Source organism: Frigoribacterium sp. NPDC087798 (genome assembly GCF_044742985.1).
Classification (GTDB): domain Bacteria; phylum Actinomycetota; class Actinomycetes; order Actinomycetales; family Microbacteriaceae; genus Frigoribacterium.
In genome coordinates this window covers 240,405-254,162 of record NZ_JBIUVP010000003.1, presented here as the reverse complement: position 1 = coordinate 254,162, position 13,758 = coordinate 240,405, and the positions used below count along the sequence as shown (strand labels likewise).

Here is a 13,758-nt window from a genome sequence, read left to right as displayed (position 1 = left end):
GGATGCAGGTCAATTCGAAAGGACCCCACATGGCTGAGTACACCCTGCCCGATCTGCCCTACGACTACTCCGCTCTGGCGCCGCACATCAGCGCGAAGATCATGGAGCTGCACCACTCCAAGCACCACAACACGTACGTCACCGGCGCGAACACGGCCAACGCCGCCCTCGCCGAGGCCCGCTCGACGGGTGACCTGGCGAACGTCAACAAGCTCGAGAAGGACCTCGCCTTCAACCTCGGTGGCCACGTCAACCACTCGATCTTCTGGACGAACCTCACCCCCGAGACCAGCGAGCCCACCGGCGACCTGCTCGAGGCCATCGGCCGCGACTTCGGCGACCTCGAGAAGTTCAAGGCCCACTTCACCGCCACCGCGCTCGGCGTGCAGGGCTCGGGTTGGTCCGTGCTCGCGTACGACGTGCTCGGCCAGCGCCTCAGCGTCTTCCAGCTCTTCGACCAGCAGGGCAACGTGCCGTTCGGCCTCGTCCCCCTGCTGATGCTCGACGTGTGGGAGCACGCCTACTACCTCGACTACCAGAACGTGCGCGCCGACTACGTCAAGGCCTTCTGGAACATCGTGAACTGGAGCAACGTCGAGGCCCGCCTCGCCGCCGCGACGACCAAGACCGACGGTCTGATCACGCTCTAGTCCCTCCAGTACCACCACGCCGACGGCGCGTCCCCACCCGGGGGCGCGCCGTCGCCGCGTCCCCGGGGCCCGACGGCTCGTCCCCACCCCGGCGCGTTCGTCCTCAAGGATGAAAACCCCGCAGGAGGCGCGCGCGGCCGGTCGACGACGCCTTACGGTCGTCGACATGGACACCATCCCCGACGACCTGCGCACCTGGGTGCCGCGCCTCGCGGCGCCCGTCGCCGCCGCGGTCTTCGTGCTGCTGTGGACCATCGCCGAGGCCGGTCGGGGCGAGATCGTCGAGAACGTCGTCCTGTTCGGGCTCTTCGGCCTGGCCGTCGGCCTCGCGGTCTGGATGCCGTGGACGTCGATCGGCCTGATGGTGACGATCCCGGCCCTGCAGCTCGCCGGCTGGGTGCAGCCCCCGACGGACACCACCTGGCCGACGTACCTCGCCCTCGCGTTCGTGGCGTTCTTCGCGGCGTTCGCCCGCTCGGTCGCCGTGCGGCTGGTCGCCCTCGCCGCCGCCGGCCTCGCGTCGGGACTCGCCGCGATCGCGATGGCCGTGCCCACCCTCGCGCGGCCGTACGTGTGGTCGTCGTGGGTCGGCGGCGGCCAGGGCACGAAGACCGACGTGATCACCCTGGCGGCCTCGCTCTTCGGTGCCGCGGCCGCGGCCTGGGCGGTCGGCATCTTCCTCTCGAGCGTGCTGCGGGTCCGCCGCATCGGGCAGGTGCTCGAGCGCACCGAGACGCGCTTCCACGAGACGGACTTCGAGCTGCGCCTCGCCCACGACCGTGCCCGGATCTCCCGTGACGTGCACGACGCCCTCGCCCACTCGCTGGCGGTGATCGTGTCGCAGGCGCAGGGCGCCCTCGCGTTGTCGGCGACCCGTCCCGAGGTCGTCGAGCAGGCGCTGCGCACGATCGCCGACGTCGGCCGCACCTCGTTGGTCGACGTGCGGCACCTGGTCGAGCGCATCCAGCAGGACGCCGACGACGTGACGCCCCGCGAGACCCTCGCCGACCTCGACCGACTCGCGACGACGATGCGCGACGTGGGCATGACCGTCACCCTGCGGCACCTCGGCGACGCCTCCGAACTGTTGCCCTCGCAAGAACTCGCGGTCTTCCGCATCGTGCAGGAGAGCCTGACCAACGCCCTCAAGCACTCCGGCTCGTCGAGCACGGTCGACGTCGCCCTCGACTGGCGGGGGCCCGGCCTCGCCCTGCTGGTGACGTCCTCGGGCGACGACCCGCTCGTCGCCGCCCGCCGCGGCACCGGCCGGGGCACCGGCATCGCCAGCATGACCGAACGGGCCCGGCTCGCCGGTGGCTGGCTGACGGCCGAGCTCGGCGACGACGGCGTCTTCGTCGTCACCGCCTTCCTGCCGACTCCCGAACCGATCGGACTCCTGCAGTCCTGGACGGAGCAACCCGCATGACCGACGTGACGACCGCGACGACGCGCACCGCGCCTCCCGCCCTCGTGAGGGTGGTCGTCGTCGACGACCAGCCGCTGTTCGCCTCCGGGCTGCAGATGCTGATCGAGGCGCAGGCCGACCTGGTCTGCGTGGGCACGGCCGTCGACGGGGCGGCCGGAGTCGCCCTGGTCGAGCGTGAGCGGCCCGACGTCGTGCTGATGGACCTGCGCATGCCCGTGATGAACGGCCTCGAGGCCACCACGCGCATCGTGGCGGCGGCCGGCACCGACCCCGACTCGGCCCCGCGCGTCGTCGCCCTGACCACGATCCAGCGCGACGAGGCCGTGTTCAGCGCGTTGAAGGCCGGGGCCTACGCGTTCCTCACGAAGGACGCCACGCCCGACGAGGTCCTGACGACGATCCGCGCGGCGGCGGCCGGCGAGCCCGTCCCGACCACGGCCGCCGCTCTCGACGTCGTGCACGCGTTCGCCGTGCCGACCCCGTCGCCGAAGCGGCGGACCGAACCGCTCGAGGTGCTCTCGCCCCGCGAGCGCGAGATCTTCCTGCTCGTGGCACGGGGCCTGAGCAACGCCGAGATCGCCGAGAGCGCGTGGCTGAGCGAGGCGACGGTCAAGAGCCACGTGCGCGCCGTGCTGCAGAAGCTCGGCATGCGCAACCGCGTGCAGATCGTCGTCTTCGCCTACGAGAACGACCTGGTGGGCCCGGCCCGCGACGACGAGGGGGCCACGCGATGACCGACGAGAAGAACGTCCCGACCCGCGACGTTCCGCCCCGCGGAGTCTCGCCTCGACAGCGACGCGCGAAGCGGGTGACGCTCGCAGCCGTGGTCGCGGTCGTCGCCGGCGTCGTCGCCTACGGCATCCCGGCCAACGCCGCCTACGCCCTGCCCGACCTCCCCGAGAAGGACGTCGACGCGTGGACGATGCCGCTCGACCGGTACGTGCCGGTCGGCGAGACCTCGTCGTCCTACGCCCTCCTGCTCGTCGCGCAGCAGTGCATGGTCGCGGCCGGTCACGACGACTTCGTGGTGCCGTGGCGGGACGTGGCGGCGGGCGACCGGGCGGGCGAGCTGTCGATGAACGGCTCGCTGCGCCTCCGGGCCTTCGACCTGGCGACGGCCGAGACCCGTGGCTACCACGCCCTGTCGGTCATCGACGCGGGGGCGGCCGCCTGGTCCGAGTTCTCGTCGCAGCCCTGGACGGCCGAGAGGTCCGCCCCGTTCGACACCTGCGTGCAGCGCGCCCGCGGGACGGTGCCGTCCCTGGACGACTACTCGAACCGCACCCAGTCGCTCGTCCGCCTGAACAACGCCGCGTTCGAGGGGGCCCGTGACGACCCCACGGTGACCGCGACCTGGGACGACTGGCGCGGGTGCATGCAGGACGCCCGGGTGGGCGACGTGGCCTCCGACCCGTCGGGCATGCCGACCCTCGAGATGGCCGACCGGTTCGAGACGCTCGACTCGAGCACGTCGCCGACCGACGACGAGATCGAGATCGCGACGGCCGACGCCCGGTGCCGTGAGTCCTCCGGCTACCGCGACGCCCTCTACGAGGCCGAGTGGCACCGACAACTCACCGTGCCGCACGACGACGGCGAACTGCTCTCCGGGATCGACACGGCGGCCCTGGCTGCGGACAACGCGGAGATCCGGCGGGTGCTGGCCGAGCTCACCCCACCGCGGCCACCGTCCTGACCCGCCCCCTCCTCGAGGGACTGGGAAACCGGTCGGCCAGTATCTAAACTGGGTCCACAGAGGATGCGTCGGGGGACGGGGGAACATCCGACGGCCTGATCAGCGGGGGCAACGAGCTGGTCAGGCCTTCGTGCCCGGGGGCCACGACCGTCGGCAGCACGAACGCCCACATGTCGCGCAGCCGGTCGAAGAGGTCGGCGCGGCCGGTCAGGGCCTGCGACACGATGTGCACGCCGGCGTACGACCCGACGACGAACCGGGCGACGCTCTCGACGTCGGTGTCGGCCCGGAAGTCGCCCTCGGCGACCGCGCGCTCGACGAGCCCCGAGATCTGGGCCTGCCAGTCGAGGTACGGGTGCTCGACCCGGAGGTCTCGGCTCGGCGACTGGGTGGTCAGCCGGATGCCCGCCGTGACGAGCACCTCGGTGGTGAGCTGCGTGGCGAGCGACGCGCACGAGAGCATGAGCGCCTCGGCACCGCTGCCCGCGGTCTCGGACACCCGGTCGGCGTAGGCGCGCGAGAGCGCGTGCTGCTCGGCGATGACCGCGTTCGCGAGGTCGGCCTTCGAGCGGAAGTGGAAGTAGAGCGCGCCCTTGGTCACGGTGGCGGTCTCGGCGACGAGGTCGAGCGAGGCCTCGCTGTAGCCGTGCTCGTCGAAGACGACGGCGGCCCCTCGGATGATGGCGGCGCGGGTCGCCTGGGCACGTTTCTGCTGGGGCATCGGGTGGGTCTCTCCTGCGGGTCGAGACGGTGCCCCTGCGAGGCACCGCACGGCCGCCCCCCGCCGGCCGGTGCACACGTTACCGGGGCGACCTGCGCCCTCCGACAGTCGCCGGGGTACGCGTGGCGAAGCGTTTCGGGGTACGACCGACCGGTCCGCCTGCGGCTCGTGACGCCGCGTGCCGCGCATGGTCACGGCGCGCTAGCGTGCGGGCATGACGCTCAGCCTCGTGCCCATGCCCACCTCCCGCCTCGTGCCCTGGATGCGACGCTCGACCGCCGAGTACGAGAAGTCCCGCGTGCTCGCCGGCGAGACCCCCGAGCAGGCCGCCGAGGCCGCCCGACGCTCGTTCGGCGAGGCCTTCCCCGACGGGGCACCGGCCGAGGGCCACCTCGTCTACGACGTCATCGACGACGCCCGACCGGGTGAGCCCGTCGGCATCCTCTGGATCGCACCCCGCGTGCCCGGCTCGTCGGACTGGTGGGTCTTCGACGTCGAGATCGACGAGGCCCACCGCGGCGCCGGACTCGGCCGGGCGACGATGCTCCTCGCCGAGCAGGCCGCCGCCCGTCACGGCGCCGAGACCCTCGGCCTGAATGTGTTCGGCTACAACGAGGTCGCCCGCCACCTCTACGAATCGCTCGGCTACGAGACGACCGCCGTGCAGATGAAGAAGCCCGTCACCGCCTGAGGGGCGACCCGGGAGGCGCGGTGCCGGTCTCGGGGACGGGCACCGGCTCGGGCGGGGCGACCCGCGCCTCCTCGGGGTCGCCGTCCACGGCGCGGGCCCTGGGCACCCGGCTGGCGTAGAGCACGCCGCCGACCACCGCGACGCCGGCGACGAGCTCGACCAGGTCGGGCACTTCGCCGAACGCCAGCCACGAGGCCAGCACGCCGACCACGGGCACGAGCATCGAGAACGGTGCGACGGTCGCCGAGGGGTAGACCGAGAGCAGGCGCGTCCAGATGCCGTAGCCGACGACCGAGGCGATCAGCACGAGGTAGAGCAGGCAGAGCACCGACGGCAGCGCCTCGAGCGTGAAGACCGTGCCGAGGCTCTCACCGATGCGCTCGGGGCCCTCGACGACGAACGACAGGGCGAGCATCGGCACCGGCGCGACGATCGACATCCACAGCGTCAGGTGCATCGGGTTGGGCGGCGCGGCCCGTCGGACGGCCACGTTGCCGATCGCCCAGCCGAGCGCGCCGCACAGCGTCAGCACGACGGGGAGCAACGCGGCGACCTGCGACCGGTGCCCCGCGATGACGACGAGCCCCACCACGGCGATGCCGATGCCGATCGCCTGTCGGCGGGTGATGCGTTCCCGGAGCCAGAAGCCGGCGATCACGACCGTGAACGGTGCCGACGCCTGCAACACGAGCGAGGCGAGACCCGAGGGCATGCCCGCCGCGATGCCGAGGTAGAGGAAGGCGAACTGCAGCATGCCGAGGGTGGCCCCCACGAGCAGGAGGCGCGACCACGGGATCGCCGGACGCGGCACCAGCAGCACGGTCGGCACCGCGAGCAACGTGAAGCGCAGCGCCACGAGCAGGAACGGCGGGAAGTGCTCGAGGGCGATCGCCGTCACGGGGAAGTTGATGCCCCAGCAGACGGCGACGACGAGGGCGAGGAGGCGGTCACGGACGGTCACGTCTCCATCGTGGCGTGCCGGACCGTTCAGGACCAGCGCAGATCACCGCGTGCACTTTGTAGGCTGCCTTCATGGATCTGACCCATCTCGACCTGCTGCGGGAACTCGCCGACCGCGGCAGCGTCACCGCCGTCGCGACCGCCACGCACCGGTCACCCAGCGCCGTGTCGCAGCAGCTGAAGACGGTGCAGCGTCAGCTCGGGGTCGAGCTCGTCCGTCGCGTCGGCCGGGGCGTCGTGCTCACGGAGGAGGGCCGGGCGCTGGCCCGGGCGTCGGTCGGGGTCGCGACCGCCGTCGCCGAGGCCGAGGCGGCGTTCGACGCCGTCCGCGGAGGCACGGGTGGCGTCGTGCGGGTGTCCGTCTTCGCCTCGGCGGCCGAGCTCCTGCTGCCCGGAGTGTTGCACCGCATGCGGTCGCACCCGGGCATCGAGCTCGACGTGGCCGACCGGGACGTCTCCGAGGACGAGTTCGCCCCGCTGACGGCGGACTGCGACGTGGTGCTCGCCCACCGGTCGGACGGCGTGCTGCCGCCGGGCCGAGCATCGACGACCGTCGTGTCGCTGCTGCGCGAACCGCTCGAGGTCGCCCTCCCCCTCGGCCACCGACTGGCCGACCGCAGTCGGGTGGCCGTCGACGACGTCATCCGGGAGCCGTGGATCGGGGTGCCGGAGGGGTACCCGATCGACCGCGTGCTGGTGGCGATGGCCCTGCAGTCGGGCGTCCCACCCGAGGTCGTCCACCGCACGGTGCACCTGCCCTTGATCGAGAACCTCGTGGCGGCCGGCCACGGGGTCGCCCTCGTCCCGCGCCACACGTCGGCCTCGCGGGCGCCCGGCCGGTTCCACCTCGCGACGCTCGAGAACGTCCGCGCCGGGCGCCACCTCGAGGCGCTGATGCGACCCGACCGGGCGGCCCGGCCGGCCGTCCGCACCGTCGTCGACGAGATCCGGGCCGAAGCCGCGTCCATCTGACGAACCGATGGACGAGGCGCGTGAAGTCTCGTCGCCGTCTTGTGACACGGACCTCTCGGACGTACAATTTCCTGTACTCAGGAGGCACGATGAAGACACTCACCTATTCCGAGTCGCGGGCGAACTACGCGGCGACGCTCGACGCGGTCATCGACGATCGCGAAGAGGTCGTCATCACCCGTGCCGGGCACGATCCCGTCGTGCTCGTCGCGCTCGACGACTACGAGTCGTTGAAAGAGGCGGCCTACCTCTTGCGCAGCCCGGCCAACGCACGGCGCCTGCTCGGCGCGATCGAGCGTCTGAGCGAGGGTGGCGGGAGCGAGCGAGAACTGCACGGATGAGGATCGTCTTCGACGACGACGCCTGGGACGACTACGTGTACTGGCAGACGCAAGACCGGAAGGTGCTGAAGCGCATCAACACCCTGATCCGCGACGTCGAACGCAACGCGAACGAAGGCATCGGCAAGCCCGAGGCCCTGAAGCACGGCTTCCACGGATTCTGGTCTCGCCGCATCACCGACGAGCACAGGCTGGTCTACAAGGTGACCGAGACGGACGTCCTGATCGCGCAGTGCCGCTACCACTACTCGAGCTGAACCCGGGTCGTCAGCGGACGCCCTTCGACGCGAGGAAGACCACGGGGTCGGTCGGGACGCCGCCCTGCCGCACCTCGAGGTGCAGGTGGCAGCCGGTCGAGCCGCCCGAGGTGCCGACGCCGGCGATGTTCTGGCCGGCCGCGACCTGCTGGCCGACCGAGACGTAGATGCCGTTGCGTTCCATGTGGGCGTAGGCGCTGCTGACCCCGCCGCCGTGGTCCACGACGATCAGGTTGCCGTAGCCGCTCGACGGCCCGGCGTAGCTGACGCGACCGGCCGAGACCGAGTAGATCGGCGTGCCGCAGGAGGCCCCGAAGTCGGCTCCGGCGTGCAGCTTGTACTCGCCCGTGATCGGGTGGATGCGGTAGCCGTAGGCCTGGTACGAGCTGAACGCGCGGATGGCGGCGACCCACCCGGTGCCCGGGTCGGGCACGGTGACGCCCGGGCCGGGACCGCCCGTGCCCGGCGCGACGGGGCCCGTGCCACCACCCGCGGCGGGGGCGGGACGCGCAGCGGCGGCGGCGGCCGCAGCCGCGGCCGCCTGTGCCTGCGCGTAGGCCTGCTCGAGCGTCATGCGGTCGTCCTCGAGCAGGGCGACCTGGGCGGCGAGGGTGGCCTTCTCGTCGTCGACGGCCGCGAGGTCGGCCTCGGCCGTCACGCTGGCCGCGGCCGCCTCGTCGAGTGCGGTCTGCGCGTCGGCCGCGAGCCGGTCGCGTTCGGCGAGCGCCACGGCGGCCTGGTCGGCCAGCGAGGTCGCGAGGTTGTCGGCGGCCTGGGCCCCCTCGCGGAGGCGACCGACGTTCTCGCCCAGCTTGCTCGACAGGCTCAGCCCCTTGAGCACCTCTTGGGCGCCGTCGCCGGCCGCGAGCAGGTCGCCCACCATGCCCCCGCTGCCGGGGCGGGCCAGCAGGGCGGCGGCCTGGCCGACGACCCGTCGTGAGGAGTCGGCGGTCTCGCGGGCCTCGGCCCGGCGCGTCTCGAGCCGCTCGTGCCGTGCGGTCGCCTCGTCGACGGCGGCCTGGGCCTCGCCCAGCACGCGTCCGGCCTCGTCCGCCGAGGTGCGGGCGGCCTCGGCACGGGCCGAGGCCGCGTCGAGCGCCGTCTGCAGGTCGGCGAGCGCCTTCTTCTTGGCGGACTCGTCGTCGCGGGCGGCGAGGACGGCCTGCCAGGTCGGGGCGGCGGCGATCGCTCGGTCGGGGACGAGGAGCGTGGCGAGCACGGCCAGCACGAGGGCGACGGTGGCTGCCGACGTCCGGCGGCGGAGGGGGCTCGAGAGAGGAACGGGGCGGACGGAGTGGGACATGGCTCTCTGTCTGTCTGGTGCACGCGTCGCGTGCGGTGGTGCAGGGGCGTCCGCGCTCGGGCCTCGCGGAGCACCCACACTACCGAGGCGCTCCGGGACGGAAGCGGCGCGCTCGCCCCGCACCGCGCCTCCTCGGGAAGGTCGACGAGCTGGGGACGAGACGTCGACGCGGCGCCGACCCGGCGCCCGCGAGGTACGGTCGTGTCCCCCTTTCGGCCCCTGTGCGTCGGCCGGCATCCGTGGTCGACTGTCCCTTCCACCACCGTCGGGGCAGCTCCCCGAGTGCGCCGAGAGAGGCGCAGATGGCATCGTCCCGACCGGCCCGCTCCACCCTCGGCCTGATCGCCGCGGCCGCCGTCGTCCTGCTGACCGCGTGCTCGTCGGGCGACGCCACCCGTCCGACGCCGACGGGCGCACCGGCCACGCCGACGCCGACCCCGACGTCGCAGACGACCCGGGTGACGCCCGAGACGATCCGCACGGCTCCGTCCGGCACGGTGTTCCACGGGGGCATCGCGCTCGAGCCGAACTCGCTGGCGATCCGGGCCGAGGCCACGCTGAGCGCCGACGGCGAGACGGACGCCGCGCGGGCCGCGGCCCTCATCGCGAAGCGCCCCGTGGCGATGTGGATCGGCGACGGCTACGACGACGCCCAGCTCGTGAAGGTGATCACCGACTACCTGGCCGCCGCCGAGGACCAGGGGGCGACGCCCGTGTTCGTCACCTACGCGATCCCCGACCGGGACTGCGGCAACTACTCGGCCGGCGGCTTGTCCGTCGAGCGCTACCCCGCCTGGAACGCGACGATCGCGGCCACCCTCGCCGGGCACCGGGCCGTCGTCATCGTCGAACCCGACTCGCTCGGCATCCTCAGCCGGTGTCCGCAGCTGGCCGACACGCGCCTCCCCCTGCTGAAGCAGGCCGTCGCCGACTTCGCGGCGGCCGGCGTGCCCGCCTACCTCGACGGCGGCAACTCGCACTGGGTGCCGCCCGAGGTGATGGCCGAGCGGCTCGAGGCGGCGGGCGTCGCCCAGGCCCGCGGCTTCTTCACCAACGTCGCGGGCTTCTACCCCGTGGGCGACGAGCAGCCCTACGCCGAGGAGGTCGCGGCGATGACGGGCGGCAGCCGCTACGTGATCGACGTGTCGCGCAACGGCCGCGGCTGGAAGGGGACGTGGTGCAACCCCGAGGACGTCGGCCTCGGCCAGGACCCCCGCGTGGTGTCCGACGACGGCCGCCTCGACGCCCTGCTCTGGGTCAAGACGCCGGGCATCAGCGACGGCACCTGCAACGACGGCCCCCCGGCCGGTGAGTGGTACCCGTCGTACGCCGAGATGCTCGTCGACCGCCGCCCCGAGTGGGCCCGCAGCTGACGCGCGGTCGGCCGGCCCGCCCCGCCACCGCGCCACGAGATGAACACGCCGCCACATCATCGAGTGGCGGCGTGTTTACTTCGTGGCGGCTTGAGCCGAGCGACCGGGCCGGGCCGGGCCGGGCCGGGCCGGGCCGGGCCGGGCCGGGCCGGGCCGGGCCGGCGGTGTCTAGCCCAGGCGGGCGCGCAGCAGCTCGAGGAACTCGTCCGCCATCGCGAGCTGACGCTCGAGCTTCGCGCGACGCTCGACGGTCTCGTCGATGAACGCCGCCAAGGAGGCGCGGGTCGCCTGACCGCGCCCGTCGCCCTCGTCACCCGCACCGCCGCCGTCGACCGCGGCGGCCGCGTCGTCCGCCCCGGCGCCGTCGTCCGCACCGCCGTCGTCGCCCGCCCCGCCGTCGAGTGCGTCGACGACCCGCAGCAGTTCGGCCATCTCGTCGAGGCTGAACCCGAGCGGCTTCATGCGTCGGATCACCATGAGCCGCAGGTAGTCGTCGTGCGTGTAGAGCCGGAATCCGCCCTCGCTGCGGCCCGACGGCGTCAGCAGACCGACCTCGTCGTAGTGGCGGATCGTGCGCAGCGACATCTCGGTGCGCTCGGCCAGCTCGCCGATCTGCATCGTGGCGGTCTCGTCGGGCATGGGATCTCGTTTCATCTCTACCCTCACGTAAGGGTAGGTTTGCATCGTACGGCAGTGTCGCCGACTCCCCATTCTTCCGCACACCCCAGGAGTCCTCCGTGACCACTGCCCACGACTCCGACCGCGCGCGCCCTGAACCCGCCGCGCGGTCGGTCCTCCCCGTCCGCCCCACCGACACGGTGCTGTCCGTGTTGCGCAACCCGCGCCTCCTGACCCGCGAGGCCCTGGCCGGCGTCGTCACGACGCTCGCGCTCGTGCCCGAGGTCATCTCGTTCTCGGTGATCGCCGGGGTCGACCCGATGGTCAGCCTCGTCGCGTCGATCGTGCTCGCGCTCGTCATGTCGGTGCTCGGTGGCCGGCCGGCGATGGTGACCGCCGCCGCGGGCTCGGTCGCCCTCGTCATCGCGCCACTGGTCCGCGAGCACGGCACCGACTACGTGCTGCCCACGGTCGTGTTGGCCGGACTCGTGCAGCTCGCGTTCGGGCTCGCCGGCCTCGCCCGGCTGATGCGGTTCATCCCCCGCTCGGTCATGATCGGCTTCGTCAACGCGCTGGGAGTGCTGATCTTCGTGGCGCAGGTGCCGCACATCATCGACCAGCCGTGGGTCGTCTACCCGCTGTTCGCCCTGACCATCGCGATCGTCGTGCTGCTGCCGAAGGTGACGAAGGCCGTGCCGGCGCCGCTGGTCGCCATCGTCGTCGTGACGGTCATCGCCGTGGCCGCCCGCCTCGACGTGCACACCGTCGGCGACGAGGGCCCGATGGGCGGCGGCCTGCCCGGCCTGACCCCGTGGCTCGCCCCGTTCACCCTCGAGACGTTGCAGATCATCTGGCCGACCGCCCTCAGCGTCGCCTTCGTCGGCCTGATGGAGACCCTGCTGACCGCGAAGCTCGTCGACGACCTCACCGAGACCCCGTCGCACAAGGGCAAGGAGTCCTGGGCGCTCGGCGTCGCGAACATCGCGGCGGGCTTCTACGGCGGCATCGCCGGCTGCGCCATGATCGGCCAGACCGTCGTCAACGTGAAGATCGGGCGGGCCCGCACGCGGGTGTCGACCATCGCAGCCGGGCTCTTCCTGCTGTTGCTGGTCACCGGGCTGAGCGCCGTGATGTCGACGATCCCGATGGTGGCGCTGGCCGCGGTCATGATGATCGTCGCGATCACCACCGTCGACTGGCACTCGCTGAAGCCGTCGACCCTCCGCCGCATGCCCGTGCCCGAGACACTGGTCATGGTGGTCACGGTGGCGGTGGTCGTCGCGACGAACAACCTCGCCCTCGGCGTCGCGGTCGGCGTGCTCCTCGCGATGGTGCTGTTCGCGCGCCGCGTGGCCCACGTGATCACGGTCGAGCGGCACGTGACGCCGGCCCCCGCGGGCGCCGGCGTCACCTCCGGCACCGGCACCCTGGGCACCGCCAGCGACACGATCGATGTCACCCCGAGCGCAGGAGGCGCGGGTGCCGTCGTCGACGGACCCCCGGCCCCCGAGACGGTGCGGTACGACGTCGTCGGCCCGCTGTTCTTCGGCAGCAGCAACGACCTCGTCGAGCACTTCTCCTACGGAGACGACCCCGCGACGGTCACCGTCGACCTGTCCCGCGCCCAGGTGTGGGACGCGTCGAGCGTCGCCGCCCTCGACTCGGTCGACGAGAAGTTCCGGGCACACGGCGTGACGGCGACGTTCGTCGGGCTGGACGACCGTAGCGAGGCGTTCCACGGCCGACTCACCGGCCGCCTCGGGTAGCGGGTCCGCAGCACGGGCATGCGACACCGCGGCACGGCGCCTGCCGCAGAACGGACGGACGGCGGAGCCCCGGAGGCGCGGGTCGTCAGGTCAGGACGCGAAACCGCCCTGCGCGGTCGAGGCTGAACCCGAGCCCGAGCCCGAGGGGCGGCTCAGCCGTCGATGCGGACGAAGTGGTGCGCCTGGTTCCAGATCGGGCGGACGTCGACGAAGCCGCCGGGCTTCGGGGCGTCGAGGATCATGCCGTTGCCGGCGTAGATGCCGTCGTGGGCCAGGTTGTCGAACACGACGAGGTCGCCGGGGACCGCCTCGGACTCGGGGATGGTCCGGCCCTCGGTGTTCTGCGTCGGCACGTAGTGGGTCAGCTCGATGCCGAACTGCGCGTAGACGAACGTGATGAGGCCCGAGCAGTCGAACTTCGAGGGGTCTTCGCCGCCGTGCACGTACGGCGTGCCGATGTACTGCAGCGCGACCGCGAGCACCTGGTCGCGGTCGAGTTCGGGGTAGAGCGGGTTCGCGAGGTAGTCGGCCGTGGTCGGCCCCTCGTAGGTCGTGTTCGCCGCGGCCTTGCGGTTCTGCAGGTTCTGCGTCACGACGTCGACCATCGACGTGGCCGAGTAGGCGTCGCGGGCGGTCTCGTCGGACTCGTCGGTCAGCGAGGCGGTGTCGACCGACAGCGTCTGCGAACCGAGCGACGACCGCGCCGTCGCACCCGCGGCGACGGCCTGAGCCTCGTCGCCGGTGGTCGCGAGCAGGGGGAGGACGCCGCTGGCGGCGAAACCGACGATCGCGGTGACGATGGAGAGCTTCTTGACGGCGGTGCCGACGCTGCGCGCCGCACCGGGGCGGCCGGCGGCCGCACGGGTCGGCGAGGAGGGACGTGCGGCCACGACCGCGGCACGGCGAGCGCGGCGTGACGGACGGGCAGGCGCCGGGTGGCCGGTCGGCGAGGAGGCGCGGGCCGCGTCCTCGGGACGAGCGGCG

Annotated in this window: 15 protein-coding genes; 10 read left to right on the top strand and 5 right to left on the bottom strand. The window is 72.7% G+C overall.

Annotated elements, in window-relative coordinates; all coding sequences use genetic code 11:
• The first annotated feature begins 29 nt into the window (after positions 1 to 29).
• From ACIOSR_RS11040 to ACIOSR_RS11025, 4 genes are all read left to right on the top strand, one after another.
• A complete protein-coding gene (locus ACIOSR_RS11040) occupies positions 30 to 650 on the top strand; it encodes a superoxide dismutase (protein WP_055976080.1) in 621 nt (206 codons plus the stop codon).
• A gap of 166 nt (positions 651 to 816) precedes the next feature.
• The gene (locus ACIOSR_RS11035) at positions 817 to 2,076 is read left to right on the top strand and encodes a sensor histidine kinase (protein ID WP_402752627.1); all 1,260 of its coding nucleotides are present in this window, start codon (positions 817 to 819) and stop codon (positions 2,074 to 2,076) included.
• Positions 2,073 to 2,810, top strand: coding sequence for a response regulator transcription factor (locus ACIOSR_RS11030; RefSeq protein WP_159826655.1), 738 nt, complete (start codon positions 2,073 to 2,075; stop codon positions 2,808 to 2,810). Before ACIOSR_RS11035 ends, ACIOSR_RS11030 begins: the two co-directional genes overlap by 4 nt.
• Complete coding sequence (locus ACIOSR_RS11025) at positions 2,807 to 3,772, top strand: hypothetical protein (RefSeq protein WP_402752626.1); 966 nt, start codon at positions 2,807 to 2,809, stop codon at positions 3,770 to 3,772. The genes ACIOSR_RS11030 and ACIOSR_RS11025 overlap by 4 nt, the downstream gene beginning before the upstream one ends.
• A 43-nt stretch (positions 3,773 to 3,815) precedes the next feature.
• On the opposite strand, the gene ACIOSR_RS11020 is transcribed toward ACIOSR_RS11025, so the two are convergent.
• Positions 3,816 to 4,493: a ScbR family autoregulator-binding transcription factor gene (locus ACIOSR_RS11020; RefSeq protein WP_173154261.1), complete on the bottom strand. Its 678-nt coding sequence runs from the start codon at positions 4,491 to 4,493 to the stop codon at positions 3,816 to 3,818.
• Between the two features lie 214 nt (positions 4,494 to 4,707).
• Here ACIOSR_RS11020 and ACIOSR_RS11015 point away from each other — a divergent pair, with 214 nt between their 5' ends.
• A complete protein-coding gene (locus ACIOSR_RS11015) occupies positions 4,708 to 5,184 on the top strand; it encodes an N-acetyltransferase (RefSeq protein ID WP_054145054.1) in 477 nt (158 codons plus the stop codon).
• Here the strand turns inward: ACIOSR_RS11015 and ACIOSR_RS11010 are convergent.
• On the bottom strand, positions 5,174 to 6,145 hold the full coding sequence (locus ACIOSR_RS11010; RefSeq protein WP_402752625.1) for an EamA family transporter: 972 nt from the start codon (positions 6,143 to 6,145) through the stop codon (positions 5,174 to 5,176). The genes ACIOSR_RS11015 and ACIOSR_RS11010 overlap by 11 nt on opposite strands.
• 71 nt (positions 6,146 to 6,216) lie before the next feature.
• On the opposite strand from ACIOSR_RS11010, the gene ACIOSR_RS11005 reads away from it, so the two are divergent.
• From ACIOSR_RS11005 to ACIOSR_RS10995, 3 genes are all read left to right on the top strand, one after another.
• Positions 6,217 to 7,116 (top strand): LysR family transcriptional regulator, encoded by a 900-nt coding sequence (locus ACIOSR_RS11005; RefSeq protein WP_402752624.1) that lies wholly within the window; start codon positions 6,217 to 6,219, stop codon positions 7,114 to 7,116.
• A gap of 89 nt (positions 7,117 to 7,205) precedes the next feature.
• The gene (locus tag ACIOSR_RS11000) at positions 7,206 to 7,457 is read left to right on the top strand and encodes a type II toxin-antitoxin system Phd/YefM family antitoxin (RefSeq protein ID WP_054145051.1); all 252 of its coding nucleotides are present in this window, start codon (positions 7,206 to 7,208) and stop codon (positions 7,455 to 7,457) included.
• Positions 7,454 to 7,714, top strand: coding sequence for a Txe/YoeB family addiction module toxin (locus ACIOSR_RS10995; RefSeq protein WP_402752623.1), 261 nt, complete (start codon positions 7,454 to 7,456; stop codon positions 7,712 to 7,714). Before ACIOSR_RS11000 ends, ACIOSR_RS10995 begins: the two co-directional genes overlap by 4 nt.
• A 10-nt stretch (positions 7,715 to 7,724) precedes the next feature.
• On the opposite strand, the gene ACIOSR_RS10990 is transcribed toward ACIOSR_RS10995, so the two are convergent.
• Positions 7,725 to 9,017 carry a peptidoglycan DD-metalloendopeptidase family protein gene (locus tag ACIOSR_RS10990; protein ID WP_402752622.1) on the bottom strand — a complete coding sequence of 431 codons (1,293 nt, stop codon included), beginning with the start codon at positions 9,015 to 9,017 and terminating at the stop codon, positions 7,725 to 7,727.
• Positions 9,018 to 9,319: 302 nt separating this feature from the next.
• On the opposite strand from ACIOSR_RS10990, the gene ACIOSR_RS10985 reads away from it, so the two are divergent.
• Entirely contained in the window at positions 9,320 to 10,390 is a 1,071-nt protein-coding gene (locus ACIOSR_RS10985) for a glycoside hydrolase family 6 protein (RefSeq protein ID WP_402752621.1), read from the top strand.
• Between the two features lie 168 nt (positions 10,391 to 10,558).
• Here the strand turns inward: ACIOSR_RS10985 and ACIOSR_RS10980 are convergent, their stop codons facing one another.
• A complete protein-coding gene (locus ACIOSR_RS10980; protein WP_402752620.1) occupies positions 10,559 to 11,029 on the bottom strand; it encodes a MerR family transcriptional regulator in 471 nt (156 codons plus the stop codon).
• 98 nt (positions 11,030 to 11,127) lie between these two features.
• Here ACIOSR_RS10980 and ACIOSR_RS10975 point away from each other — a divergent pair, with 98 nt between their 5' ends.
• Positions 11,128 to 12,774 carry a SulP family inorganic anion transporter gene (locus tag ACIOSR_RS10975; protein WP_402752619.1) on the top strand — a complete coding sequence of 549 codons (1,647 nt, stop codon included), beginning with the start codon at positions 11,128 to 11,130 and terminating at the stop codon, positions 12,772 to 12,774.
• 152 nt (positions 12,775 to 12,926) lie between these two features.
• On the opposite strand, the gene ACIOSR_RS10970 is transcribed toward ACIOSR_RS10975, so the two are convergent.
• Positions 12,927 to 13,664, bottom strand: coding sequence for a C40 family peptidase (locus tag ACIOSR_RS10970; protein WP_402752618.1), 738 nt, complete (start codon positions 13,662 to 13,664; stop codon positions 12,927 to 12,929).
• Positions 13,665 to 13,758: the final 94 nt, after the last annotated feature.

Bases quoted from the DNA above. Each gene is read 5' to 3' on its own strand.
- ACIOSR_RS11040 (WP_055976080.1), top strand. From the start codon at position 30: ATGGCTGAGTACACCCTGCCCGATCTGCCCTACGACTACTCCGCTCTG.
- ACIOSR_RS11035 (WP_402752627.1), top strand. From the start codon at position 817: ATGGACACCATCCCCGACGACCTGCGCACCTGGGTGCCGCGCCTCGCG.
- ACIOSR_RS11030 (WP_159826655.1), top strand. From the start codon at position 2,073: ATGACCGACGTGACGACCGCGACGACGCGCACCGCGCCTCCCGCCCTC.
- ACIOSR_RS11025 (WP_402752626.1), top strand. From the start codon at position 2,807: ATGACCGACGAGAAGAACGTCCCGACCCGCGACGTTCCGCCCCGCGGA.
- ACIOSR_RS11020 (WP_173154261.1), bottom strand. From the start codon at position 4,493: ATGCCCCAGCAGAAACGTGCCCAGGCGACCCGCGCCGCCATCATCCGA.
- ACIOSR_RS11015 (WP_054145054.1), top strand. From the start codon at position 4,708: ATGACGCTCAGCCTCGTGCCCATGCCCACCTCCCGCCTCGTGCCCTGG.
- ACIOSR_RS11005 (WP_402752624.1), top strand. From the start codon at position 6,217: ATGGATCTGACCCATCTCGACCTGCTGCGGGAACTCGCCGACCGCGGC.
- ACIOSR_RS11000 (WP_054145051.1), top strand. From the start codon at position 7,206: ATGAAGACACTCACCTATTCCGAGTCGCGGGCGAACTACGCGGCGACG.
- ACIOSR_RS10995 (WP_402752623.1), top strand. From the start codon at position 7,454: ATGAGGATCGTCTTCGACGACGACGCCTGGGACGACTACGTGTACTGG.
- ACIOSR_RS10990 (WP_402752622.1), bottom strand. From the start codon at position 9,017: ATGTCCCACTCCGTCCGCCCCGTTCCTCTCTCGAGCCCCCTCCGCCGC.
- ACIOSR_RS10985 (WP_402752621.1), top strand. From the start codon at position 9,320: ATGGCATCGTCCCGACCGGCCCGCTCCACCCTCGGCCTGATCGCCGCG.
- ACIOSR_RS10980 (WP_402752620.1), bottom strand. From the start codon at position 11,029: ATGCCCGACGAGACCGCCACGATGCAGATCGGCGAGCTGGCCGAGCGC.